Source organism: Yersinia intermedia (assembly GCF_900635455.1).
Lineage (GTDB): Bacteria > Pseudomonadota > Gammaproteobacteria > Enterobacterales > Enterobacteriaceae > Yersinia > Yersinia intermedia.
Window position 1 is genome coordinate 2,202,297 of record NZ_LR134116.1, and the last position, 24,054, is coordinate 2,226,350.

Genomic DNA, 24,054 nt, shown 5'->3' on the forward strand with positions numbered 1-24,054 from the left:
ATGCCGGATAAAGCATAATAAATTACTTTGTAACACCTTGATTTTTAGAGATATAAATTGCCTTTATAATAAGGGCTGTTACTATATGGTGGCCTTATAATTGGCTGCTAGAATTAACGTAGATATACCCGTCATCTTTCAAACTGCTGGTGTGTTGGCTGCTCTCATTCCCCCGAATCACTTACTTGCGTAAGCTCGCGGGATTCATTTGTTTGCCGCCTTCCTGCAACTTGGAATCTATTGGGTATAGCCGTGTAAACCGAATTTGAAGAAGTGATGTAGGAACTAAGCATGAAACGTGCATTAACCTTGATTGGTATGTTATTCGCAACTTGTATGGCGGGAAGTATTACCGCTGCCAATGCGACCGAGTATCCTCTACCGCCAGCCAATAGCCGTCTGATTGGTGAAAATACTACCTATACCGTTCCAAATGATGGCCGTCCGCTTGAGGCTATTGCTGCTGATTATAAAATCGGCTTGCTGGGGATGCTTGAAGCCAACCCAGGTGCTGACCCGTATCTGCCATTACCGGGTTCAGTGTTAACCATCCCAACCCAGATGCTGCTGCCTGATACCCCACGTGAAGGCATCGTCATCAACCTGGCTGAGCTGCGTCTTTATTACTACCCTAAAGGCCAGAGCAAAGTCATCGTGTATCCTATCGGTATCGGCCAGTTAGGGCGTAATACCCCTACTATGACGACATCTGTTAGTCAGAAGATCCCGAATCCAACCTGGACACCGACTGCAAACATCCGCAAGCACTACCTGGCACAAGGCGTTACCTTGCCATCAGTCGTTCCAGCTGGGCCGGAAAACCCAATGGGCCTGTTTGCTATGCGCTTGTCAGCCGGTGGCGGTGAGTATTTGATCCACGGTACTAATGCCAACTTTGGTATCGGCATGCGTGTTAGCTCCGGGTGTATCCGTTTACGTCCTGATGATATCAAGGCACTGTTCAGCTCAGTACCTAAAGGTACTCGCGTACAGATAGTCAACGAACCGGTTAAATATTCCGTAGAACCTGATGGTAAACGTTATGTTGAGGTTCATCAGCCGTTGTCCCGCGTGGACAGTGATGACCCGCAAACGATGCCAATTGCGATCAGCAGCGGCCTACAGAAATTTATGAGCGACAGCCAGACTGATGCACAAGTGGTCCAGGATGCGATTGTACGCCGCGCTGGCATGCCTGTCATCGTAACGGTAGGTGAGACAGCACCTGTGGAGGCTCCGGCCGCTGTAGCGCCTCAGGGCGAGCAACAGGCGCAACCACAGACTGAAGGGCAGCAACCGGCTAACGAAGCCGCATCTAAGCTGGTTCAGCCAGGTCCGGTCTACTCTGCCGCTAATTAAGTATTAGATACACCTTTGCCATGGCAATGTATCCGTCGTGGCAAAGCCTGTAGCCTCAACCGCAAGATGACAGAGTGAGTGAGTAGCAAAGGAAGGTAGCTATCAAGGAGGGTAACGTCAGGAATGCATTTTGGCGGGGTAAAAAAAATGGCGCACAATGTGCGCCATTTTTCATTTTCAGGAAGTAATATTACTTCTTGTAAGCGTGAGCTTGGTTGTCCAGACGTTGGTTAGCACGTGCTGCATCGTCTTTAGCTGCTTGAACGTCAGAACGGATTGCGTTCACGTCGTTGCTCAGTTGGTCAACTTTAGCGTTCAGAGTCTGAACGTCAGAAGACAGTTGGTCGATTTTAGCATTGCTTGAACAACCAGCCAGCATAGTTGAAGCCAGAATTACCGCGCCCAGTACAAGTTTAGTACGATTCATTATTAACACCCTCTAGATTAAGTTAATCTCCATGTAGCGTTACAAGTATTACACAAAGTTTTTTCGAAAGAGAATAAATTTTTAGTGTTAGAGGGGTTTATTTTGATCGTTCGCTCAAAGAAGCACCTTGTTTTAAAAAAAAGTTAAAAAAACGAGGCAAAACAGCCGGATTCTATGGGATAAGTCCTATTTGAAAAAATGGCTTTAACGCCGTTGTGATAAAGCAGATTTTTCAGAAAGATTATTTGGACGGTTTAAAAAAGAAAACGCCGCTATTGAAAGCGGCGTTTTTAATTATCATCCGAGAGGACGTGTTGGGGTTATAACACGTGTACCGAAGCAGTATTGGTGGTGCCACTTGCTACCAGAGCACCAGAAACCATAACTACAACTTCGCCTTTCAGTGCCAAGCCACTGGCCAGAGCGGCTTCTTTACCGATGCGGTAGAAATCATCAGTGGAAGCGATTTTATCAACCAGTTGAGTGACAACACCTTTGGTCAGGATTAATTGACGGGCGGTGGTTTCGTTGGTGGTCAATGCCAGAATGGTGGCAGTAGGGAAGTATTTACGCACTGATTTTGCTGATTTACCGCCGCCAGTGGCAACGATAATCAGTTTTGCTTCCAGTTTTTCTGCTGTTTCTACCGCGCCACGGCAAACGGCTTCGGTGATACGCATTTTACGATTATCATTCAGCGTATCAATGCGGCTAGGCATAATGCGGTCTGTACGCTCACAGATGGTCGCCATGATGGTGACAGACTCTAATGGGTACTTACCCTTGGCGCTTTCACCAGACAGCATCACGGCGTCTGTACCGTCCAGAATGGCGTTAGCAACGTCGCCAGCTTCTGCACGAGTAGGGCGTGGGTTTTTGATCATTGAATCGAGCATCTGCGTTGCAGTGATAACAACTTTGCGAGCGCGGTTACATTTCTCAATCATCATCTTCTGCGCGAAGATAACTTCTTCAACCGGGATCTCAACACCCAGGTCACCACGGGCAACCATGATACCGTCGGAGGCTTCCAGGATTTCGTCGAAGTTATTCAGACCTTCCTGGTTTTCGATTTTAGAAATGATTTGGATATGTTCGCCACCGTGCGCTTTCAGGTGTTCGCGAATTTCCAGCACGTCTGAACGTTTACGGATAAAGGAGGCAGCAACGAAGTCCACGCCTTGCTCACAACCAAAGATCAGGTCAGCTTTATCTTTTTCAGCCAGTGCGGGTAACTGGATAGAAACGCCTGGCAGGTTAACGCCTTTGTTTTCACCCAAATCACCGTTGTTCAGCACTTTACAGACTACGGCGCTTTCAGTGACTTCAGTCACTTCCATACCGATCAGACCATCGTCAACCAGAACGGTGTTACCAATTTTCAGGTCAGCAGCGAAGCCTGGGTAAGTCACAGCAACGATCTTGTCGTTACCGATAACACTTTGATCCGTGGTAAAGGTGAAAGTCTGACCAGCAACCAGGGCTGCATCTTTGCCGCCTTCCAGTTTCATGGTGCGGATTTCTGGGCCTTTAGTGTCCAACAAGATGCCAGCCTTGTGGCCGGTTTTTGCCATTACAGCACGAATGTTCTTGATACGTTGACCATGTTCTACATAGTCGCCGTGAGAGAAGTTCAAACGCATAACGTTCATGCCGGCATCAAGCAGTTTTGTCAGCATTTCTTCAGATTCGGTTTTGGGACCGATAGTACAAACAATTTTAGTCTTTTTGTCGTTCATGTTCATGAGGATTTTTCTACAAGTTGTGATGGATTAAAAACGAAAGTTCCGTTAATGAGATCAACGGAGTGGGATCTGATTAGTGTCTGGTGTAGCGAAACGTTACAAAGAAGCAAAACATTACTAAGGATAGATGACAGTTGCGGAAGTTGAGCGGAAAACTTTAGCACGAGGCTAAACGCATGATCGGTATACGATGGCGTAAATGTGAGTTGTATTTTTTTAGCGTATCGGCAGATCAAGATGCTGAAACCATTCAACTGAAACGACGGTTCGTATTATAAGCGGTAAGTAACGGGAAATGAAATAGAAAACAGAAACTCATTGCCGTTTTTTATAAAAAGGGGGAATTAGTCGCGCAAGTATTGCGAATATTTCTTAGTTTGTTGCGCAACTGGTGTGATTTTTAACATTTTTAGCCAATCCAGGGCTGATAAACAAGCAGAAGACATCGAAGGATTCGTTGAGCTCTATTGTATTATTGGGGTCATCTCTTGCAGAGAATTAGCTGGAATAGGGGGGCGTAAACAAGTATTGGGAAGATTAAGAAAACACAGAGTGAAGCGGAGTGGTGCGTTCTAATGGACTCGAACCATCGACCCCCACCATGTCAAGGTGGTGCTCTAACCAACTGAGCTAAGAACGCATCTAAAGATGATAAATCTGTGACCAGAGTGGTGCGTCCGAATGGACTCGAACCATCGACCCCCACCATGTCAAGGTGGTGCTCTAACCAACTGAGCTACGGACGCACATTACCCTACTTACTTGAAGTTACAGGACGACCGATTGCAACTCTTACTACTTTGGCTACTGAACTCACAACGTCTTTAACCACTACATCGGTGTAATAAATTTGGTGCGTCCGAATGGACTCGAACCATCGACCCCCACCATGTCAAGGTGGTGCTCTAACCAACTGAGCTACGGACGCATCTTTTTTATTACTCACCATCAATGCTGACAGCGGGGACGAATATTAACGAGCTGCCCGTCTGCTGGCAAGGAGAAAAACACAATATTCACCGCAAACTCACGTAATTGCTGCGCTTTTGCCCATTGCGCTGTTTTTTTCTCCACCTTGGTGTTTTTACGCTGGCGTGACTTGCTAATATGATTTCTGCCGGTCACGCCAGAGATTGCCAGTACTAATGTGCGGCTTTGCCCAAGATAAATGTCGCAGGCTGTTTTTGTAACCAGCGGATGCGTAGCGCCATTAAAATCGCCGCAGAGGTTAAGCCAATAACGAACCCAATCCAGAACCCACTTGGCCCCATGGCGGGCACGATATAATCGGTTAGCCCCAGCAAGTAACCACTGGGTAGCCCCAGTATCCAATAGGCAGTAAAGGTAATAAAGAAGATCGAACGTGTATCTTTATAACCCCGTAACACACCGCTACCGATTACTTGAATCGCATCAGAGAGCTGGTAAATAGCGGCCAGCAACATCAAGTGGGAGGCCATCATCACTACTGCCGGTGTTTTGTTGTACAGCAAAGCAATATGCTCGCGGAAAATAACGGTGAATACCGCAGTAACACAAGCCAGCATTAAACCCACGGCAATACTGGTATAGGCGGCGACCCTCGCTTGGTCAACCGAGCCTTGACCAAGACGGAAGCCAACACGAATGGTGGCCGCGACACTTAGCGACATAGGCAACATAAACATTAGTGAACTAAAGTTGAGCGCAATTTGGTGCCCGGCTACAGCGACAATGCCCAAAGGGGAAACCAGTAAGGCGACAACCGCGAACAACGTTACTTCAAAAAACAGCGCCAAAGCGACTGGCAGACCAAGGCCACCCAGGCGTTTCATTACTTGCCAGTCTGGTGCAGCGAACCCTTTTTCCAGTTTGATATCCTGTTGTGAACGCGCACGCGTGACATACCAGCGCATCATCAGGAACATCACCCAATAGACCGTGCCTGTAGCCACCCCGCAACCTACGCCACCTAATGCCGGAGCACCGAATTTACCGTAGATGAAAATATAGTTAACCGGAATATTAACGAGCAAACCAATAAAGCCGATAACCATCCCCGGTTTGGTTTTGGATAATCCCTCGCATTGATTACGCAGTACCTGGAAGAACAGATAGCCCGGTGCACCCCACATAATGGCATGCAGGAAACCAACGGCTTTATCTGCTAGCACTGGGTCAATATTATGCATTTGCTTAATAACGTGGTCGCTATTATATAGAACAAACATAATTAGCAGGGAAACGCATAAAGCCAGCCAAAAACCTTGCCTGACTTGATGGGCAATCTGATTGCGCCGCCCGGAACCGTTGAGCTGTGCAACTGTTGGGGTAAGTGCCAACAACAAACCATGGCCAAATAAAATAGCCGGTAACCAGATAGACGTCCCCACCGCTACTGCGGCCATATCCGTTGCACTGACAGAACCCGCCATAATAGTGTCAACTACACCCATGGCAGTTTGAGACAATTGCGCGATGACGACGGGAATAGCGAGAGCCAATAAGCTACGCGCTTCGACGATGTACTTCTGCACGTATGCACCTTTCTCTACCCGTCGCCCTTCAATATACAGGGGTGTTGGCTGCCCTTGCTCACTCCCGTCACTTAGTTATCTAAGCTCCTGGAGGTTCACGCGGTTGCCGCCTAGCTGTATCTCGAAGTAACTTGGGTATAACCTAGTTATGATTTCAATAACGACTGTTTATCGCGCAATGGGCGATAAATAAAATAGCGGAAAAACTATAAAGGATTGTACCTGCTCATCGCGCTTAAGCAATCTTTGTCGCTAATTATCAGCTAAATACCGCTTATCTGTTTTTTTAGTCTAAGTGGTTTGGTTTTCCTTATCTTCTGAGGCAAAATCAAGGCAGAGAATCTTTCTTTTTATAGATAACTGATAAGAGGCATGGCGTATGTTTACCGGTATTGTTCAAGGCACCGCGCCGGTGGTTGCCATCGAGGAAAAATCAAATTTCCGTACACATGTAGTAGAAATGCCAACGGAGATGCTGCCTGAATTAGCCTTAGGTGCTTCTGTTGCTCACAATGGTTGCTGTCTGACAGTCACCGCCGTTGAGGGTAATCGGGTTAGCTTTGATCTAATGAAGGAAACACTGCGCATTACCAATTTGGGCGATATCAAGGTTGGTGATACCGTTAATTTGGAACGTGCGGCTAAATTCAGCGATGAAATTGGTGGGCATCTCATGTCTGGCCATATTATTTGTACTGCTGAAATTGTCAAAATATACACATCAGAAAATAATCGTCAGATCTGGTTTCGTATGCCCAGCTTTGATTTAATGAAATATGTATTACACAAAGGCTTTATTGGCATTGATGGTATCAGCCTAACCATTGGTGAGGTCGTCGGGAACCGTTTCTGTGTGCATCTGATACCCGAAACACTGTCGCGTACCACATTAGGTAAAAAGCGTTTGGGGCATCGGGTAAATATCGAAATAGATCCACAAACTCAGGCGGTAGTGGACACAGTCGAGCGGGTATTGGCGCAGCGGGAGATGGTACATGCTACGCCGGTAGTTGATAAGGTCACTCACGGATAAACGTGGTCTTAACCGAGATAAAGTGATTAAGAATAGGACAGGGGAGTCAATATACCTGTCCTATTTTCACTTTTAACGCGGTACGCGAATCCCACCATCCACTCCGTTCGGGCTGAATAACACTTGCCACAGTTGGATATCTCTGGCGCGGAATGCCCCCGCACAGGCATTGAGATAATAACTAAACATCCGCTCAAATCGTGACGAGTAATTCTCCGCCAGGCTTGGCCACGCGGCTTGAAAACGTTCATACCACGCCATCAGGGTGCGATCATAATCAGCGCCAAAATTATGCCAATCTTCCATGATAAAATAAGGCTCACTGGCGTTAGCAATATGTTTTACTGACGGCAGGCAGCCATTGGGGAAGATATATTTATTAATCCACGGATCAATACTCAGATCGGTACGATTAGCGCCGATGGTGTGCAGTAAGAACAGGCCATCTGGCTTCAAATTGCGGTTTACGACATCAAAATAGGTGTGATAGTTCTTTGGCCCGACATGCTCGAACATACCGACAGAAACAATCCGATCGAATTGTTCGTTCAGATCACGGTAGTCTTGCAACAAAATAGTGACGTCCAAACCTTCACCGCGTTTTTGTGCCAGTTTTTGTTGCTCAGCCGAAATGGTAACACCGGAAACGGCAACCCCGTAATGCCTGGCGGCATAAGCGGCGAGGCCCCCCCAACCACAACCGATGTCTAGTAACGTCATGCCCGGAGCCAATTGCAGCTTTTCGCAGATCATCCGCAGTTTATTTTCCTGCGCTTGCTCAAGGGTCGTGGCATCTTTCCAGTAAGCGCAAGAGTATTGCATATTTGAATCAAGCATTAGGCTAAACAGATCATTACCCAAATCGTAATGTTCTTTACCGACAATCCAGGCTCTTTTCTTCGATTGCAAATTAATAATGCGCGCGGCAGCAATACGTAAAGTATCTTTGAAATGGTGTGGAAGTTGATGCTCCAGTCCAGCTCTGAGAACCCGTTGGAAAAAGATATCCAAGCGGTCACATTCCCACCAACCGTCCATGTAACTCTCACCTAATGCCAAAGATCCTTCTTGCAATACCCGCTTAAAAAAATCAGGGTTATTAACTCTAATGTCGAAAGGGCGAGGGCCATTAATTTCAATATCAGCCCGGTTCAGCATTTCTTGTATAATGCGAAACCACGGGGTTTCTTGAATACTCTGGTCTTCTATACAGGATGAACTCATAGCTTCTCCATCACTTTCTTCTGACTTATGACCCGCGATACATGCAGATTCATACCAATAAGGTTGTCGTGACCTTGGTGTCTAATATCCGTAACGGACAGAGGAAGATTAAGAAGAAACCCTAATAAAAATTGGTTTAGGGCAACTCATCCTTAAGAGTAAATGTGACGCAATCCACGCGCCCAGAAGGTACTTAAGTTAATGCTTTTTTTTAATGGTATTGTATCTGGTTAAATCGAGTATAGGCTTGCCGGGGCGCTTTCTCAATAATAAATCGTCCCCGGCTCGCGTGTTCCTTAGTGACTATTTCCATTGGGAATTAATTCACTTCACCTATGGCGCTACCGCTGTGTTAGCGGCGCTTGTTATTCGGCTCATCCTTGGGCCTCGCCTCGTTGAGGCCGCCACAAGCCGCCTTCAAATCGGTTTGCGACCGGTTTATCGCCCGAATTACTTACTTATCTAAGCACATCACGTCTCATCCGCTTGCGGCTTTGCTGTAATGCCGATGACTTTGGTTACCGGATTAGTATGATTTTTTTCTTTTCGCAATGCGTAGCAATGAATGCCATAACCTAAAAATGCCAGAACCACTGTTGATAGCATCACGGTCACTGTTGCCAGCAATGGCTGGCTGATATAGGCCGAGACCACCATACTGGCAACAAAACACAACCCAAGCTGAAGGGTATTTTGCAGCGCGGCTGCTTTACCTGTGTTCGCTGGAAAGGGCATTAATGCATTCGCTACGATAATAGGGTAGCAGGCACCATTAACCAGCGCCATTATGCAGAATGGAATAAGTAAGGTCAGTAGGGTCGGCGTGGTTAACGTTGCTATCAGATAAAGTGCAATCATGCTGACCGCATAGCCTGCCAACAGCCACGGCAGCAAGGTGTTGCCCTTGATCCGGGCAAGAGCACTGCGGCAACCAAACCCGCCTAACAGGAAGGCCAGGGTCTGGGGGACATAACTTAATCCGATGACATTCGGGCTATAACCCATATCACCGAGAATAAAAGGTGAACCGGTTAACCAGGCAAAGAAACCGGCACTACAGGCAGCAAACATCATCACGTTGCCACTGAATGTTGCCGACTTAAGCAACTGCCAGAAACTGATTTTGGTGCTAATTCGTGTCGCATTATCCTGAGCAGTTTTTTTGCGTTCGCTCAATCGTGCCGTCGGGATCAGCAGCAGCAGTGTAACGGCCAGTAATACGACAAAAATTGCACGCCAACTGAAGTGGTTTAATAACCAGGCTCCCAGCAGCGGGGCTAATGCAGGAGAGAGCGCCACTAACGGCATAATGGTAGCGAACACCCGATTGGCCTTGCCGTCGCGATACCGATCTACCACTAACGCCTGCCAACTCACGGCAGCAGAACACACCCCCACTGCCTGAATGAAGCGCAGGATGAGTAATTGTGTCGCATTTTCAACCCACAAAACCCCCAGACAGCCGAGGGCAAATAATCCCAAACCAGCTAGCAGAACCGGTTTGCGGCCTAACTTATCCGATACAGGTCCCCAGATAAGCTGAGCGATTGCGAACCCCGCGAGGAAGATACTTAAACTGGCGCTGATAGCGCCGGCAGATGCTTGTAGCTCTTGTTGCATTGCGCCAAAAGCGGGCAGATACATGTCGGTGGCCAGATAACCCAACATACTCAGACCGGCCAGATAGAACATAAAACCAGACGACGTTTTCATTCTTTATTTCTCTTTATATCCTTCGTCCTTGGAACCGCAGAGGTGCTAGTTGCCGCGCCAATGACGTTGGCTAAATTATAATTTTTGCAGGCAAAACTTCTGTTACTGAAAATTAATTGCGGTGGGCATTCTATCGATGAGAAATTCGGTTGTGAAACGCTAATATTTGCGCCATGCTGTTAAAAATTTTGATAGCAAATTTGTGATGGAAAAGGTGAAAAACAATGTGGTCTGAATATTCACTGGATGTGGTGGACGCAGTAGCCCGTACCGGGAGTTTCAGTGCTGCTGCGCAAGAATTGCACCGCGTGCCGTCTGCGATTAGTTACACGGTGCGTCAGTTGGAAGAGTGGCTGGCCGTCCCGCTGTTTGAACGGCGTCATCGCGATGTGGAATTAACCGAAGCGGGTGTGGTTTTTATTAAAGATGCTCGCGATGTTATCAAAAAAATGAATAACACACGCCGCCAATGCCAACAAGTGGCGAATGGTTGGCGTGGGCAGTTAAATATAGTGATAGATAAAATTGTTAAGCCACAGCGTAGTCGCCGCTTAGTGTTGGATTTTTATCGACATTTTCCTGATATTGAGCTGCGGGTACGCTATGAAGTCTTCAACGGTGTGTGGGATGCGCTGGTGGAGGGGCAGGCGGAAATGGCCATAGGTGCTACCCGCGCGATCCCCGTCGGTGGGCGATTTGTTTTTCGCGATATGGGTTTTTTAAGTTGGCATTGTGTGGTGAGCATCGATCACCCTTTAGCCCGGTTAACTGGGCCACTTAGTGATAATCAGTTACGGCCTTATCCCTCACTCTGTCTGGAGGATACCGCCCGCAACCTACCTAAGCGTGACACCTGGACTTTAGCTAACCAGCAGCGATTGGTGGCTCCAGACTGGGCAACGGGAATCGACTGCCTGTGTGCGGGGTTATGCATTGGAATGGTACCAGCGCACATGGTGTCGCCGTTGATTGAACAAGGGAAGTTAGCGGCATTGACGTTGGTAGAACCGCTGCCCGATAGCCCATGTTGTTTGGCGTGGCAGCAGAACAACCACTCGCCCGCATTGGCCTGGCTACTCGAGTATTTGGGTGACAGTGTCACGCTGAATGCTGAGTGGCTGAAAGATGACGGTGAATTATCATTCAATGAGCAAGAGGTGATTGCGCGAACTTAGCACCGGTAGCGTTGCATGCTACCGGCGAAAGAGCATTAACGGCGGTAGTCGCGGAACGGGCCATCGGCAACGGAGCGGCGCTCAACCAGTTTAGGATGTACCTCAATGGTCTGCGGATCTTCACGTTTGCTGACAATACGATCAAGTAACATGGCAAAGGCGGTTTCACCCAAACGCTCTTTTGGCTGGTGAATCGTGGTCAGTGCTGGCGAGAAATAGCGAGCATTACGCACATTATCATAGCCGATCACCGAAATATCTTGTGGTACCCGTAGGCCCAACTCATCAGCAGCACATATTGCACCCATGGCCATAATATCGCCGCCACAGAATACCGCTGTTGGGCGATGCTTTTGTGTCAGAATTTGATGCATTGCTTTATACCCGGATTCAGGCTCGAAATCCCCTTGCACCACCCATTCATCACGCAGTGTGATATTGGCCTCTTCCAACGCTTTCAGGAAGCCCTGATGGCGACCACCACCGGTATTACGGGCTAACTGACCAGGGATAGCACCAATGTCACGGTGACCGCGCTCAATCAGGTAACGGCCCGCTAAATAGCCACCTTCAAAGGCGTTATCAATAATAGAGTCAGTAAAATCGCCACGAGCCGTACCCCAATCCATAACGACCATTGGGATATTACGATAATCCTCTAACATCCCTAGCAGTTGTTCAGGATATTCTGAACACATCACCAGCAGCCCATCGACACGTTTTTGCGCCAACATCGCCAGATAGGCTTTTTGTTTGTCCAGATTATTATGAGAATTACATAAAATCAGGGTGTAACCCTTGCTGTAACAACTGTTTTCGACGGCTTCAATCACTTCAGCAAAATAAGGTGCTTCACTGGATGTTGCCAGCAAACCAATTGATTTGGTGTGATTGACTTTCAAACTGCGAGCCACAGCGCTGGGCGAATAATGCAGTTCTTTAATGGCAGCCCACACGGCAGCCTTCGTGTTTTCGGCGACGAAACGAGTTTTGTTGATAACGTGCGAAACGGTGGTGGTGGACACACCCGCGTGTTTGGCCACATCTTTAATCGTTGCCATAAAAAGAATGACTCCTAAGCTTACCGGTTACAGTAGGGTAAGTATTATGTTAATCGTTTGCCTGCAATACTCGAAAACCACTCAGACACAAACACGATATTAGGCTGGGAAGTTGAATCAGCGGGTTGTCTGAAAGTATTTATTGGACGTTATTAGTCGGTATGCAGTTATGAACTGCGAATTTTGTCTGATCTGGAGGAAAAGTGAAAGGGGTAATCAAAGTTATAAAGTGCGTAATGAGCACAAGATTTTTTTTCTGAACTGTGGGAAAATAATTTAACACACTAACTATGTGCCTTTATCTTACTACAAACTAACCGGCTAAGGAGTTTTTATGGATACCAATCTGAAAATGTCGCTGATTACGACTGTTGGTGCGCTGGCGATGATTATTGTCTTTAGCTTCGTGGCAGTAATGAATTAATTGAGCCGCTTGCCGGTGTGAAGTGATAAGTAGGGCGGGTAAACCCGCCCTTAATTATTGTTACGAGTAATGCGCCGGTCTGTTGTCGCCGTATCAGGCTAAATTTTTCTCAACGAAAGACCAGTTAACCAGTGCCCAGAAGTTCTCCAGGTATTTTGGTCGCGCATTGCGGTAATCAATGTAGTAAGCATGTTCCCACACATCGACAGTTAACACCGGTTTATCAGTGGTGGTCAGTGGTGTTGCTGCATTAGATGTACTGACAATCGCCAGCGTGCCATCTGCTTTTTTAACCAGCCAGGTCCAGCCAGCGCCAAAGTTTTTTACTGCCGCATCAGTAAACTGTGCTTTAAATTCAGCAAAAGAACCAAATGACTGATTAATAGCATCGGCAACCTTACCCGTAGGTTCGCCACCACCATTAGGTGACAGGCAATGCCAGTAGAAGGTGTGGTTCCAGACTTGGGCCGCATTGTTAAATACCCCACCATTAGAGGTTTTTACAATCTCTTCCAACGTCTTACCCGCAAACTCCGTGCCTTTAATCAGATTATTGAGGTTAACCACATAGGTGTTGTGATGCTTACCGTAATGGTATTCCAGTGTTTCAGCTGAAATGTGGGGTTCTAGCGCATTTTGCGCATAAGGTAATGCCGGTAATTCAAAAGACATAGCTCTCTCCTTTCGGGGTTGCTCAGGGTGTTTGCTCCTCAAATCACATCAATTGCCGTTGGCAGCTATGTGGCGAAGAGCGGTTAAAGCTTAATTGTTGTATTTTTGTTGTGGGTATTAATCTTAACAACTTTCATCAGGAATGACAGAGATAACCTCACTGTTTGATGAGCGATAGCGTGAAAGTCATACAACGGGTTTAACACGTGAAGGGGCTTATTGTGCTATAGGCACCCGGTGGTGCTACCGGGCGCAAACTGAAGTCTTAGCGGATGGTTTTTGGTGTGACCACGCGGCGTGCGCCAACGTAATGATCTTGCCAATAGTCATTGTCCAGCATGCTGATACGAATTTCTTCGCCGGTACGCGGGGACTGAATAAACTTGCCATTACCCAAATAGACGCCCACATGATCGGCGACACCACGGTTAGCAATATTGAAGAATACTAAATCACCGCTTTCCAACTCAGCACGTTTTACGGGGGCGGCGTCACGCAGGTGATACATCTCGTTAGCCGTGCGTGGCATCTTTATTCTGATCACGTCTTTATAGGCGTAATAGATAAGCCCGCTGCAATCAAAACCGGTATTAGGAGAGGTGCCACCCCAGCGATAAGGTTTACCAACTTGTTTCATTAGTTTGCTCATCGCGGTCTGCTTGGCATGTTGATAGCGTTTTTTATGTGCCGGACTGAGCTTAATTTTACTATTAGCGACTAATTCGCTAGCGGCTTTGCCTTGGGTTTTATTTCTGTGCCGGCCGTAAGCGACTTTTTCTGTTTTTTTAACTGTGGTCACTTTTTTATTGGCTGCGGTTTTAATATTGGTTTTTTTTGTCGTGGTTTTACTGACTTCTTGTGCTTTTTTCTTCATCGTTTTAGTGGCGTTGGCAGCAATTTTCTTTTTATCGTTGCTGGCCGCTGTTTTAGCCGTTGTCACTTTGCCCGAGGTGGTTTTAGTGTTGGCGACTTTTACTTTTTTGCTGCTTTTATCGGCTTTACGCTTTTTACGATCATCCGGGCTGGCCTGGCTGACCTGTCCTTTCTTCTGCTCAGCCGAGACGTGAGCCTGCGGTGACGCATGCGCCAAATTTAAAAATAGCTGGGTAAACAGCAGCACAAACAGCGTAAATATTAAACGCATAATAACGCTACCAACCTTGCCCTAAGATGAATATGAAGAGTCACAGTATTGCCGAAACTCACGATATAAAAAAGCGCAGAGCGACATGATTTTAATCGATATTGTGAGAAAACATTAATGAATGAGTAATTGCCGTTTTTTCACACGTCTAATGGCCTTAAATCAACCATACGTCAACGAGTTATGTCCTTCGTACTTGAATTTGCTGGGGGCGTTACTCTCACTCCCTGCGCAGATTAGCATAAATACGAGCCAAATCGGGTATCTACTGATGTGCCATTCACATGTAACTGACTTGCCATGCTAATTACTGTAGTCATAACAGCAAGTATTCTTAAGAGCCCCATAAAGAAGATAATAGTGAATTAGTGGGATCAAAAATGTTATTCTAAATGCATATATTTGTAGCTGACAATATAACCATTCGGCCATAGAGTAAAGCCCCTGCAAAAGATGGCGTTTTATTCCAGTAGTGACAGTCGCTACAATAGGCCGGATGTAATAATTAAATTGAGCAATAAGGGCCTATTCCAGTAGGCGTAATTGTTGTAGCCACTATAGGGCTTGAGGAAGCAAGAAATGACGACGATTGATAAAATTCAGCGCCAGATAGCAGAAAACCCAATCCTGCTTTATATGAAGGGTTCACCTAAGCTGCCAAACTGCGGTTTCTCCGCTCAGGCTGTGCAGGCGCTGTCTGCCTGTGGTGAACGCTTTGCTTATGTTGATATCCTGCAAAACCCGGATATCCGTGCGGAACTGCCAAAATATGCTAACTGGCCAACCTTCCCACAACTGTGGGTTGATGGTGAACTGGTAGGCGGTTGTGACATTCTGATGGAAATGTACCAGCGTGGCGAACTACAGCAGTTATTGAAAGAGACCGCTGACAAATACCGTTCATCAGAAGAAAAACCTGCCGCAGAATAGGGCATGGATGTTTTCAGTGAAAAATAAAAAGGTGGCCTTTGGGCCACCTTTTTTGAAAGTAAAATTGTCGCCTTTTATCTCATGAACAATCTTAGCTCATGAACACTGCGCTATTCGGATTCCCCAGCCGGTATCGGCCAGCCACCCAGTTTCTTCCAGCGATTAACCAGTTCACAGAATAATTTTGCCGTTTGCATGGTGTCATACAATGCGGAATGCGCCTGGCTGCTATCAAACGGAATACCTGCCGTCAGACAGGCTTTTGCCAGAACGGTTTGCCCCAACACCAACCCACTGAGCGCCGCAGTATCAAAGGTCGCAAAGGGGTGGAACGGGTTACGCTTCAAACTGGCGCGTTCAGCCGCAGCCATCACGAAGCTGTGATCAAAGTTGGCGTTGTGTGCCACGATGATGGCCCGGTTACAGCCTTGATCTTTTAGCCCTTTACGTACGGCTTTAAAAATGGCGTGTAAAGCATCATGCTCACTCACTGCACCACGCAAAGGGTTGGTTGGGTCAATGCCATTAAATGCCAGTGCTTCTGGTTGCAGATTGGCGCCTTCAAACGGCTCTACATGGAAATGCAGCGTTTCATCCGGCAGTAACCAACCATCCTTGTTCATCTGCAAGGTTACCGCAGCAATTTCTAATAATGCATCAGTTTGCGCATTAAAACCGGCGGTTTCCACATCAATTACAACGGGGTAATACCCACGAAAACGGCCACTTAGGGCGTTAAGGTCACTTTTATCTACCATCAGTTTCTTATCTTCATCGAATTCAGCGCGCATTATGTCAAATTTTAGCGCGGGATGCAGGGGGGATATCGCGATGAGAAAAAAGGCACCTTAGGTGCCTTGATGCTAATCAGTTGCCAAGGCCGTGTCCGGCGCTCTTATTCTCGATTAACTCGATTTTATAGCCGTCGGGATCTTCGACAAAAGCAATAATGGTATTACCGCCTTTTACCGGGCCAGCTTCACGGGTGACATTACCACCCGCCTGACGAATTTGGTCGCAGGTAGCGGCGACATCATCCACGCCGAGCGCCAGATGACCAAATGCAGTCCCCATATCGTAACTATTTACATCCCAGTTATAGGTCAGCTCAATCACTGAACCTTCACTTTCATCGCTATAACCGACAAAAGCCAGCGAGTATTTATACTCCGTATTTTCGCTGGTACGCAGTAAACGCATCCCTAATACCTTAGTGTAAAAATCGATAGAACGTTGCAGGTCACCAACGCGGATCATGGTATGGAGTAAGCGTTTCATAATACCTCTTTGTAATCAACAGTTTAAAGTTTTAAAATCATTATAAATCAAAACTGATTCATAATCATATAGTAATATCATCCTGCTCACTACCTTCACTCTTCTGATATTTGGCTATGATGTGAAGATCTATTTAGTGCATTCTCCCGTTAGCACTCTTGTGGACAATCATCCGTACCGGATACGATTGCGCCGTTTTCTCGCGTTATCCCACGTGCAGCCAAAAAACAAAACAGCCAGTCAGAGTGTTAATCTAACTGGCTGTTATTTAATGATTTAATTTACGGACAAATTACAGGGTAGGGTAGTCGGTATAACCCTTCGCACCACCGCCATAGAAAGTATCGCCATCTGGCTCATTCAACGGTGCCTGTTGTTGCAGGCGGGCCACCAGGTCTGGGTTAGAAATATAGCTACGGCCAAAGGCAACTGCATCGATAAATCCTTTTTCTATCAAGTCTTCTGCTTTTTCAGCGGTGTATGCACCAGCACCCACAATAACGCCTTGGAAGCGAGCGCGGACGGCATCACGGAATGCGTCAGAATAAGGTTTACCGCCGGCCCAGTCTGGCTCAGAGATGTGCAGATAAGCAATATGACGTTTGTTTAGCTCGTCAATTAGATACAGCGCCGCCTCTTCCTGATCTTCACCATTATCCAAGCCATTGAATGGCCCCAATGGTGAGATACGGATACCAATATGTTCAGCGCCCCATTCGGCTACCGTGGCATCAACCACTTCCAGCGTTAGACGGGTACGGTTTTCAATGCTGCCACCGTATTGGTCGGTACGTTGGTTGGATGCCGGAGACATAAATTGATGCAACAGGTAGCCGTGGGCTGCATGCAGTTCAATATAGTCAAAGCCAGCCTCGCGAGCATTAGCCGTTGCCTGGCGGAAATCATTAATGATGCCAGGGATCTCTTCTGTTTCTAGCGCGCGCGGGGTGGAGCAGGGAACGCGGACCCAGGCTCCTGTTTCATCGCGTACCGTGGTGCGGGTATCTGCGGCAATGGCCGAAGGTGCCACAGGGGCTTGCTGGCCCGGTTGTAACGTGTTGTGTGAGATACGGCCAACATGCCATAACTGCACGGCAATATGTCCACCTTCGTCATGCACCGCCTGCGTGATTTTTTTCCATGCGTTTAACTGTTCCTGAGTGTGTAACCCTGGTGCACCCGCATAGCCTTTCGCCTGGAAAGAAATCTGGGTGGCTTCGGTAACAATCAAACCCGCGCTGGCCCGTTGACGATAATATTCAGCCATCAGAGGGGTTGGTATATCACCCGGTTCAATGCTGCGCAAGCGAGTCAACGGAGCCATAAATACACGGTTCGGCAAAGTGAGCGCGCCAACTTTCAAAGGGGAGAACAGTTTAGCAGTCTTCATGGTGCATCCTATATTAATAGACCAGTCGACTAGCGGCTGGGTAAATTCTGACAAACGAAAGTGTTAGATTCAGAATCATTGGATTATTGGGCTGGTTGTAGAATCAGTTCGATACTTTCTAGCGCACAGGTCAGCGGAGCAACCGATCGTTTCACCTTCGCCCGCAGTGAAGCACCGAGCCACAAGGCATACAGTGTTTCAGCCGTTGCCGCCGGTGAGAGCGTAATGCGCAGTGAGCCTTCGGCAATACCGGCTTCAATGGCATCTTGCAAACGACCAATCACACGGGCTGTGCCAATATCCAACGCATGTCGCATGGGTTCGGATAAGTCACTTACCTCTGCTGAGAGTTTAACCGCCAGACAAGCATTGTGGCATTCACTGCCACAATAGTTAGCAATAGCTTGAGCAAAATAGTGCAGCAGATGATGGCGCATATCACCTTGCGAATGGGTTAGCAGGCTTTCCATTTCAGCGTCGTAACTATCAAAGTAACGCTGTAGCATCGCCTCACCAAAAACTTCCTTCGAACGGAAATAGTGATAAAACGAACCTTTAGGTATGCCCGCCGTGGTCAGTAACAGGCTGAGACCCATACCATTAAAGCCAAGACGCAGGCTAAGGTTCTCACCGGTTGCTAACAGATGTTCACGAGTGTCTATGTGCGCGTGCTGTATTTTGTTCATGTCGAAGAGCGTAATAGACCAATCGGTCTAGGTCAAGAAAAAAATGCCAGCGGAGGGGATCGCTGGCATCAAGGTCACTTTCAGGTATCAACTCTTTACGGACTTTTTTGACTGATTCTTTCGCCCTGGTTTCGGCATTTCTGTAGTAAATCTAGCGCTGACTGATATTCAGTGGTTTGAACATTCATCATGCCTAATAAGGTATGGAAAAGATTATCTTGCGATATTTCATCATGTTGTGCACTGGCAGATAAACACTGACGGTCAATGCTAAAGCTTTTTGTATATTCAGGAGATAACCACATTAAGAATGGTATATGTGTCTGCTGGCTGGGGGCGAACATATAAGGGGTACCATGCAAATACATACCATTTTCGCCTAATGACTCACCGTGGTCAGAGAGATAGACCAGCGCGGTGTTAAAGTTATTACTGTGTTGTTGCAACAACTTAATGGTGTTATCCAGCATCGCATCGGTATAAAGAATAGAGTTATCGTAGGTATTGACCAATTCCTGCGGGCTGCAATCCTGAATTTGGTTGCTATTACAGGTAGGAGAAAATTTACGTATCTCTGGCGTTGAACGGCGATAATAAGCCGGTCCGTGACTGCCCATTTGGTGTAAGACGATAACGCCGTTACCTTGTAGCCCATTGATATAATTATCTAACTTATACAGTAATGCGTTATCTAAGCAGACCCCGTTCTCACAATCAGTGGTGAGTTGCAGTTGGGTAACATCCTGATGTGGAATACGATCGCAGGCACCTTTACAACCACCATCATTTTCGCGCCATAAAACATTCAAACCCGCATGGGCAAGAATATCCATTAAGCCCTCTTGGTGGCTGGCAAGGGTAGCATCATAATTTTCGCGTGCCATATTCGAAAACATACATGGCACTGAAACCGCAGTTTCAGTTCCGCAAGATGATGCTTTACTGAAATAGGTAACATCTTGTTTTTTCAGGCGCGGATTGGTTTCTCGCCCATAGCCACCCAAAGAGAAATTTTCTGCGCGGGCGGTTTCACCTACCACCAAAATGACCAGCGTTTTCTTTGGTTGTCCGCTAATTAATGGGCCTTTATGGGCATCTTCACCAAGGGTGACCAGTGGCATATTACTGGTAAAATATTTGTGTTTGGCGAATTGAAAACTGCCACTGACAAAGTTTGATGGGGTTAACATTTTAACGATACTTTTGTTATTCCGAATCAACGATGCGTAATCTTTATAAAATAGTGTGGCGACCAACAGAATAACAACGGCAGATACCAAAATATTTGCTGCACGTAGCCCCAACATATACCACCATGGGCGGGTGACCCGAATACGGACAAAGCAGACCACAATGGCAGGAATGATACCCGCTACCAGCAGCCAAAGCGCCATACGGGGAGTAAAGAGAGCGGTGGCCTCCTGCGAGTTGGTTTCAAAGGCATTTTGCATCATGTTGGCGTCAATGACGGCACCATAACTGAACATAAAATAGTTTGCTGCTGCGCTGCCCAATAGAAAGAAAATAATGATGGGCTTATGCAGTAAAGGCACTGCTAACAGACTAAATATGATGTTCAGTGCACAGAAGATCACCACCGGAATTGTTGCGGCGAAGAGATAGCTGTCACTGCTGTCAAAATGGATCAGCGACCAGGCTTTTGCAATAAATAATGCGTTATGTGCCAAGGTGAAAAAGAGTGCGCTGGCCAGAATAAAGCTCAGTCCGTTACACTGTAACTTATGTCGAACATTCATTGTGAAAATGGAATCCTACGGTTCACTAATTACCTGAATGGTATCGAATGAAACTTAAGATAACCTTAGCCGTTAATGGCCGCGGCCAGCGTTGACGGAGGATTTTTACAACAGTAAACAAATTGAGCTTGCCAGCCGTGGTGAAGCAGTCTTCAATTAAAGTATCAGCCGCAGGAGGCACAGTGTCTCAGCAACTTGAGTTTTTCGACATTCCTAGCCCGTGCCGTGGTATCTGCCAAACAGATGACCGTGGCTTTTGTCGTGGCTGCCTGCGTAGCAGGGATGAGCGCTTTAATTGGATGAAAATGAGTGATCCGCAAAAACGGGATGTACTGCGTTTATGTCGCCAACGGCTACTGCGTTTGCAGCGTGGCAATAAACAACCGGATGAGCCATTACCGGAACAACCATCCTTGTTCTAATTCACCGCAACCTTGTCTCAAACTTTGACATTTCTGGCTATTTTAGCGCTAAGCCCCCGTTTGGCCTTTAATTGATGGTTCAGGGAGGATTTAACCTTGCCGTCGGTTGTGTATGCTTATAGGCAGATAAACAGATGAGGTAGCTAATAATGGATACACGTAGCCAACTGGCTCCGCTTGGACCTGAATTTTCACGTATGATTTGCGGTTATTGGCGGCTGATGGAATGGGGCATGTCGCCTGAACAATTGTTGGTCTTTATCGAACAGCATATTGAATTGGGTATTACCACGGCAGATCATGCTGACATTTATGGCGGTTATCAGTGTGAACAGGCGTTCGGGCAAGCATTGCGCCTTAAACCGTCCTTGCGTGACCAACTGGAGTTGGTGAGCAAATGTGGTATTGCCACCACGGCTAAACCAGAACATGCGTTGGGGCACTACATCACCGATAGTTCACATATCATTACCAGTGCTGAGCAATCATTGGCCCATTTGCATACTGACTATCTTGATTTGTTGCTGATTCACCGCCCAGATCCGTTGATGGATGCCGATGAGGTGGCAGAAGCCTTCACTCAACTGCACCAAAGTGGCAAAGTAAAATACTTCGGTGTTTCAAACTTTACCTCCGCGCAATTCAGTTTACTTCAATCGCGTCTGCCGTTCTCGCTGGTCACGAATCAGGTAGAAATTTCGCCGCTGCACCAGCCAGCTATTGTTGATGGTACGCTCGATGCCTGCCAAAAACTGCGCATCAAACCTATGGCGTGGTCTTGTCTTGGGGGCGGTAGGTTGTTCAGTGATCCAGAGTTCCAGGTGTTACGTGATGAGTTGCAGGCGGTAGCCGATGAAATGGGTGCTGCAAGCATTGAACAAGTGGTTTATGCCTGGGTTCTACGTTTGCCGTCGGCACCGTTACCGATTATTGGTTCTGGCAAGATAGAACGGGTTAAAACCGCATGGGCATCGCTCTCCTTAACGATGACACGCCAGCAGTGGTTCCGCATTCGCCGTGCCGCATTGGGGTACGACGTGCCTTAAGCCTTATCTTTGCGCCAGCAAAGCTCAGGCTGGCGCAGTTTTGTTTTCCTCGGCAGGTGGTGCCAATTGCAGTTGTGTCAGTGAGCAATATAATCGCCAAATCAGCCCTGCCAGTTCCCGCCCAGAAGCATCGGGGTATTGAGCCAAAATCGCACTCATCCGCTGTAACTCCTGTAACGTCGCGAGCAACGATTGGGGTTGCACACCTTTTTCGGTCATACACCCCTTCAGGCAGTGAATACAAACATCTCGCACCGCTGATAATGGCGCAGAGGTGGTTTGCCAATCACGTAATTGCCAGACCACGTGGCTGCAATTGAGCAATACCATCCCCCAACGCAGCAGCCACAGGCGAGCAGCTTGATCTTTACTGAGATTGAGTTGGCTAACGCGATGGTAAATCAGTGATTCAAATTGATTCTGACTTTGCTGCGGATGGCTACTGATTTGGTCAATAAAATCACGCCGTAGCATCCGAATGATACGTCGACTTTTGCGTTTGTCAGAACTGGGGCGCAATAGCTGAAACGCAACACCTGCTAACATTACACCGACTAATTTACCAATATTGTCATTAAGGAACTCTTGATAATCATAGCTTGGCGGGTTGGTCACACTCAGGAAAGAACCCATAAATACAATTAATTGGCCCCACAATGAAGCATAAGTTGGATGCTGTAGCTTCATCATTTGCATGGTGAGTAAAATGGGGAAGAGCAGCACCGCAAACTGCCAGAAATCATCAATTTGCACCATCACGCCAAATTTAAGAATAAAGCAGCCGATAGAAAGCAAAACAATGGCTTTCATTAGTGTAGCAATGCTGTCTGTTGGTGATGGAGTTGCGGAGTAAAGCACGCAACTCACTGCCGCCAATGCCAGAGCAGCACTGCCAGAACTCCACTGCGTATTTATCCAAAATGCGCAGCCGATAACAATACACACGAAGGTGCGCAGCCCGTTATAAGCCGCCTCATAGCTATCGGTATGGCGAGCCAGTGCGGTTACCGACGGTGGTGGCTGGAGGCCGGTGGTGGGTTCTTTATCTAACTGAGCCAGCCAGCGATTGACTTGCAAATATAACCAACAAAAATGCTGTAATCGTAACCAAAAGGCACGGTGCCGATAGTCAAATTCATCGTGTGGGGCGATTTGTTGCAGTATTTTGGCTAACTGATATTTATCGCAATCGGGCTGCTGTAGTGCCTGGAGCAACTGTGATAGTACCGGCATCAGATTTTCTGGCGGAGTTGGCCAGTTAACTAACATGCGCCGTAGGCTGGTAATCACGCTGGTTATACGCAATTGACGATGCAAAATAAAATTCAATACATTATTTTGTCGCCGCAAACGATAATGGCTCCAAAACGCTTGGATCCGCAATAAATTCATGGTCAGAATCTGGCCAATCAATCCTTCATGTGATGCGCGCAGTTGTGGGTTATGATCGGTTTGCCACAATAACTCGGCATGTTCCAGTAAGCGGGACTGCATGCGGCGCAGTGAGGTCAGTAGCGCTTCGCCGTCGGACGTGCTCGGCAGCAGCATCATCATCAGGCCACCACACAAAATCCCCGTAATCACTTCACAGACTCGCGCCTGTGCAATATCAAAAATCTGTTGTGTGCCCGCGGTGTTGACTGTCGAAAAGGCAATAATAGCAGTGGTATAACCGGCTAACGCAAATGCATAAGAAACATTGTTTTGATAGTGGTTGGAGACAAAAGTACACCAACCAATCCAAGCGGCGATTACCAAGGTAAACAGCCAGGGGTCATTCAGGCAATGGCCAGCAATTATCACTGATGCCGCCGCCCCCAGTAAGCTACCGATGATCCGGCCAATACTCTTGCTGATGACACCGCCGACGGTGGGGAAACTCACCACCGCTGCGGAGGTCATCGCCCAGTACGGCTCATCTAAATTCAACGCAAAGGCAATCCACAGGGATAAGCACATTGCCAGTGAGTTACGCAACGCATAGCGCCACTGACCGGCATTAGCTTTACCCCACGGGGTTTGTTGCCACAAGGGAAAGGAGATGCGCATTAC

General features: G+C 47.2%; 22 protein-coding genes and 3 tRNA genes. 7 read left to right on the forward strand and 18 right to left on the reverse strand.

Annotated features, from left to right (window positions below; genetic code table 11):
- The first annotated feature begins 291 nt into the window (after nucleotides 1–291).
- Complete coding sequence (locus tag EL015_RS10040) at nucleotides 292–1,359, forward strand: L,D-transpeptidase family protein (protein WP_005182775.1); 1,068 nt, start codon at nucleotides 292–294, stop codon at nucleotides 1,357–1,359.
- 190 nt (nucleotides 1,360–1,549) lie between these two features.
- On the opposite strand, the gene EL015_RS10045 is transcribed toward EL015_RS10040, so the two are convergent.
- From EL015_RS10045 to EL015_RS10070, 7 genes are all read right to left on the reverse strand, one after another.
- A complete protein-coding gene (locus tag EL015_RS10045) occupies nucleotides 1,550–1,786 on the reverse strand; it encodes a major outer membrane lipoprotein (protein ID WP_005165631.1) in 237 nt (78 codons plus the stop codon).
- Between the two features lie 320 nt (nucleotides 1,787–2,106).
- Complete coding sequence (gene pykF / locus EL015_RS10050; RefSeq protein WP_032905889.1) at nucleotides 2,107–3,525, reverse strand: pyruvate kinase PykF; 1,419 nt, start codon at nucleotides 3,523–3,525, stop codon at nucleotides 2,107–2,109.
- A 569-nt stretch (nucleotides 3,526–4,094) separates the two neighbouring features.
- A tRNA-Val gene (locus EL015_RS10055) sits at nucleotides 4,095–4,171 on the reverse strand.
- 29 nt (nucleotides 4,172–4,200) lie between these two features.
- A tRNA-Val gene (locus EL015_RS10060) sits at nucleotides 4,201–4,277 on the reverse strand.
- Nucleotides 4,278–4,382: 105 nt separating this feature from the next.
- Nucleotides 4,383–4,459: transfer RNA gene (locus tag EL015_RS10065), tRNA-Val, on the reverse strand.
- A 20-nt stretch (nucleotides 4,460–4,479) separates the two neighbouring features.
- Nucleotides 4,480–4,656: a hypothetical protein gene (locus tag EL015_RS21705; RefSeq protein ID WP_005184491.1), complete on the reverse strand. Its 177-nt coding sequence runs from the start codon at nucleotides 4,654–4,656 to the stop codon at nucleotides 4,480–4,482.
- Between the two features lie 17 nt (nucleotides 4,657–4,673).
- A complete protein-coding gene (locus tag EL015_RS10070) occupies nucleotides 4,674–6,047 on the reverse strand; it encodes an MATE family efflux transporter (protein WP_005184490.1) in 1,374 nt (457 codons plus the stop codon).
- Nucleotides 6,048–6,426: 379 nt separating this feature from the next.
- On the opposite strand from EL015_RS10070, the gene EL015_RS10075 reads away from it, so the two are divergent.
- Nucleotides 6,427–7,080: a riboflavin synthase gene (locus EL015_RS10075; RefSeq protein ID WP_005184489.1), complete on the forward strand. Its 654-nt coding sequence runs from the start codon at nucleotides 6,427–6,429 to the stop codon at nucleotides 7,078–7,080.
- A 72-nt stretch (nucleotides 7,081–7,152) separates the two neighbouring features.
- On the opposite strand, the gene cfa is transcribed toward EL015_RS10075, so the two are convergent.
- Both cfa and punC read right to left on the reverse strand, forming a co-directional pair.
- Complete coding sequence (gene cfa, locus EL015_RS10080; RefSeq protein WP_005184487.1) at nucleotides 7,153–8,304, reverse strand: cyclopropane fatty acyl phospholipid synthase; 1,152 nt, start codon at nucleotides 8,302–8,304, stop codon at nucleotides 7,153–7,155.
- A 471-nt stretch (nucleotides 8,305–8,775) separates the two neighbouring features.
- A complete protein-coding gene (punC, locus tag EL015_RS10085) occupies nucleotides 8,776–10,017 on the reverse strand; it encodes a purine nucleoside transporter PunC (protein WP_005184486.1) in 1,242 nt (413 codons plus the stop codon).
- 224 nt (nucleotides 10,018–10,241) lie between these two features.
- Between punC and punR the strand changes: the two genes are divergently transcribed.
- Nucleotides 10,242–11,192, forward strand: coding sequence for a DNA-binding transcriptional activator PunR (punR, locus tag EL015_RS10090; RefSeq protein ID WP_005184485.1), 951 nt, complete (start codon nucleotides 10,242–10,244; stop codon nucleotides 11,190–11,192).
- A gap of 35 nt (nucleotides 11,193–11,227) precedes the next feature.
- Here the strand turns inward: punR and purR are convergent, their stop codons facing one another.
- Nucleotides 11,228–12,253 carry an HTH-type transcriptional repressor PurR gene (purR, locus tag EL015_RS10095; protein WP_005184484.1) on the reverse strand — a complete coding sequence of 342 codons (1,026 nt, stop codon included), beginning with the start codon at nucleotides 12,251–12,253 and terminating at the stop codon, nucleotides 11,228–11,230.
- Nucleotides 12,254–12,587: 334 nt separating this feature from the next.
- Here purR and cydH point away from each other — a divergent pair, with 334 nt between their 5' ends.
- A complete protein-coding gene (cydH, locus tag EL015_RS10100; RefSeq protein ID WP_019079325.1) occupies nucleotides 12,588–12,677 on the forward strand; it encodes a cytochrome bd-I oxidase subunit CydH in 90 nt (29 codons plus the stop codon).
- Nucleotides 12,678–12,770: 93 nt separating this feature from the next.
- Here the strand turns inward: cydH and sodB are convergent, their stop codons facing one another.
- Together sodB and EL015_RS10110 are read right to left on the reverse strand one after the other, a co-directional pair.
- Complete coding sequence (gene sodB, locus EL015_RS10105; RefSeq protein WP_005184483.1) at nucleotides 12,771–13,349, reverse strand: superoxide dismutase [Fe]; 579 nt, start codon at nucleotides 13,347–13,349, stop codon at nucleotides 12,771–12,773.
- Between the two features lie 265 nt (nucleotides 13,350–13,614).
- Entirely contained in the window at nucleotides 13,615–14,493 is an 879-nt protein-coding gene (locus EL015_RS10110; protein ID WP_050073373.1) for a C40 family peptidase, read from the reverse strand.
- Between the two features lie 579 nt (nucleotides 14,494–15,072).
- On the opposite strand from EL015_RS10110, the gene EL015_RS10115 reads away from it, so the two are divergent.
- Nucleotides 15,073–15,423 carry a Grx4 family monothiol glutaredoxin gene (locus tag EL015_RS10115; protein WP_005184480.1) on the forward strand — a complete coding sequence of 117 codons (351 nt, stop codon included), beginning with the start codon at nucleotides 15,073–15,075 and terminating at the stop codon, nucleotides 15,421–15,423.
- 110 nt (nucleotides 15,424–15,533) lie between these two features.
- Here EL015_RS10115 and rnt read toward each other — a convergent pair whose 3' ends face one another.
- The 5 genes from rnt to eptA form a co-directional block, all read right to left on the reverse strand.
- Nucleotides 15,534–16,181 (reverse strand): ribonuclease T, encoded by a 648-nt coding sequence (rnt, locus tag EL015_RS10120; RefSeq protein ID WP_072088709.1) that lies wholly within the window; start codon nucleotides 16,179–16,181, stop codon nucleotides 15,534–15,536.
- Between the two features lie 109 nt (nucleotides 16,182–16,290).
- Nucleotides 16,291–16,701 carry a lactoylglutathione lyase gene (gene gloA / locus EL015_RS10125; RefSeq protein WP_005184478.1) on the reverse strand — a complete coding sequence of 137 codons (411 nt, stop codon included), beginning with the start codon at nucleotides 16,699–16,701 and terminating at the stop codon, nucleotides 16,291–16,293.
- Nucleotides 16,702–16,993: 292 nt separating this feature from the next.
- Nucleotides 16,994–18,091 (reverse strand): alkene reductase, encoded by a 1,098-nt coding sequence (gene nemA / locus EL015_RS10130; RefSeq protein WP_005184477.1) that lies wholly within the window; start codon nucleotides 18,089–18,091, stop codon nucleotides 16,994–16,996.
- A gap of 83 nt (nucleotides 18,092–18,174) precedes the next feature.
- Entirely contained in the window at nucleotides 18,175–18,777 is a 603-nt protein-coding gene (locus EL015_RS10135) for a TetR/AcrR family transcriptional regulator (protein ID WP_005184476.1), read from the reverse strand.
- Nucleotides 18,778–18,872: 95 nt separating this feature from the next.
- Nucleotides 18,873–20,534 carry a phosphoethanolamine transferase EptA gene (eptA, locus tag EL015_RS10140; RefSeq protein WP_005184475.1) on the reverse strand — a complete coding sequence of 554 codons (1,662 nt, stop codon included), beginning with the start codon at nucleotides 20,532–20,534 and terminating at the stop codon, nucleotides 18,873–18,875.
- 182 nt (nucleotides 20,535–20,716) lie between these two features.
- Here eptA and EL015_RS10145 point away from each other — a divergent pair, with 182 nt between their 5' ends.
- Both EL015_RS10145 and EL015_RS10150 read left to right on the forward strand, forming a co-directional pair.
- A complete protein-coding gene (locus EL015_RS10145) occupies nucleotides 20,717–20,956 on the forward strand; it encodes a DUF1289 domain-containing protein (RefSeq protein WP_005184473.1) in 240 nt (79 codons plus the stop codon).
- A 149-nt stretch (nucleotides 20,957–21,105) separates the two neighbouring features.
- On the forward strand, nucleotides 21,106–22,002 hold the full coding sequence (locus tag EL015_RS10150) for an aldo/keto reductase (protein WP_005184472.1): 897 nt from the start codon (nucleotides 21,106–21,108) through the stop codon (nucleotides 22,000–22,002).
- Between the two features lie 24 nt (nucleotides 22,003–22,026).
- On the opposite strand, the gene EL015_RS10155 is transcribed toward EL015_RS10150, so the two are convergent.
- A complete protein-coding gene (locus EL015_RS10155) occupies nucleotides 22,027–24,051 on the reverse strand; it encodes an FUSC family protein (protein ID WP_005184471.1) in 2,025 nt (674 codons plus the stop codon).
- Nucleotides 24,052–24,054 lie beyond the last annotated feature (3 nt).

What these genes read in the sequence shown, in the direction of transcription:
- nemA (WP_005184477.1), bottom strand. Translation starts at nt 18,091, where the DNA reads ATGAAGACTGCTAAACTGTTCTCCCCTTTGAAAGTTGGCGCGCTCACT.
- EL015_RS10115 (WP_005184480.1), top strand. Translation starts at nt 15,073, where the DNA reads ATGACGACGATTGATAAAATTCAGCGCCAGATAGCAGAAAACCCAATC.
- punC (WP_005184486.1), bottom strand. Translation starts at nt 10,017, where the DNA reads ATGAAAACGTCGTCTGGTTTTATGTTCTATCTGGCCGGTCTGAGTATG.
- cydH (WP_019079325.1), top strand. Translation starts at nt 12,588, where the DNA reads ATGGATACCAATCTGAAAATGTCGCTGATTACGACTGTTGGTGCGCTG.
- gloA (WP_005184478.1), bottom strand. Translation starts at nt 16,701, where the DNA reads ATGAAACGCTTACTCCATACCATGATCCGCGTTGGTGACCTGCAACGT.
- cfa (WP_005184487.1), bottom strand. Translation starts at nt 8,304, where the DNA reads ATGAGTTCATCCTGTATAGAAGACCAGAGTATTCAAGAAACCCCGTGG.
- purR (WP_005184484.1), bottom strand. Translation starts at nt 12,253, where the DNA reads ATGGCAACGATTAAAGATGTGGCCAAACACGCGGGTGTGTCCACCACC.
- EL015_RS10135 (WP_005184476.1), bottom strand. Translation starts at nt 18,777, where the DNA reads ATGAACAAAATACAGCACGCGCACATAGACACTCGTGAACATCTGTTA.
- eptA (WP_005184475.1), bottom strand. Translation starts at nt 20,534, where the DNA reads ATGAATGTTCGACATAAGTTACAGTGTAACGGACTGAGCTTTATTCTG.
- rnt (WP_072088709.1), bottom strand. Translation starts at nt 16,181, where the DNA reads ATGGTAGATAAAAGTGACCTTAACGCCCTAAGTGGCCGTTTTCGTGGG.
- EL015_RS10045 (WP_005165631.1), bottom strand. Translation starts at nt 1,786, where the DNA reads ATGAATCGTACTAAACTTGTACTGGGCGCGGTAATTCTGGCTTCAACT.
- EL015_RS10155 (WP_005184471.1), bottom strand. Translation starts at nt 24,051, where the DNA reads ATGCGCATCTCCTTTCCCTTGTGGCAACAAACCCCGTGGGGTAAAGCT.
- sodB (WP_005184483.1), bottom strand. Translation starts at nt 13,349, where the DNA reads ATGTCTTTTGAATTACCGGCATTACCTTATGCGCAAAATGCGCTAGAA.
- EL015_RS10150 (WP_005184472.1), top strand. Translation starts at nt 21,106, where the DNA reads ATGGATACACGTAGCCAACTGGCTCCGCTTGGACCTGAATTTTCACGT.
- pykF (WP_032905889.1), bottom strand. Translation starts at nt 3,525, where the DNA reads ATGAACGACAAAAAGACTAAAATTGTTTGTACTATCGGTCCCAAAACC.
- EL015_RS10075 (WP_005184489.1), top strand. Translation starts at nt 6,427, where the DNA reads ATGTTTACCGGTATTGTTCAAGGCACCGCGCCGGTGGTTGCCATCGAG.
- EL015_RS10040 (WP_005182775.1), top strand. Translation starts at nt 292, where the DNA reads ATGAAACGTGCATTAACCTTGATTGGTATGTTATTCGCAACTTGTATG.
- punR (WP_005184485.1), top strand. Translation starts at nt 10,242, where the DNA reads ATGTGGTCTGAATATTCACTGGATGTGGTGGACGCAGTAGCCCGTACC.
- EL015_RS10110 (WP_050073373.1), bottom strand. Translation starts at nt 14,493, where the DNA reads ATGCGTTTAATATTTACGCTGTTTGTGCTGCTGTTTACCCAGCTATTT.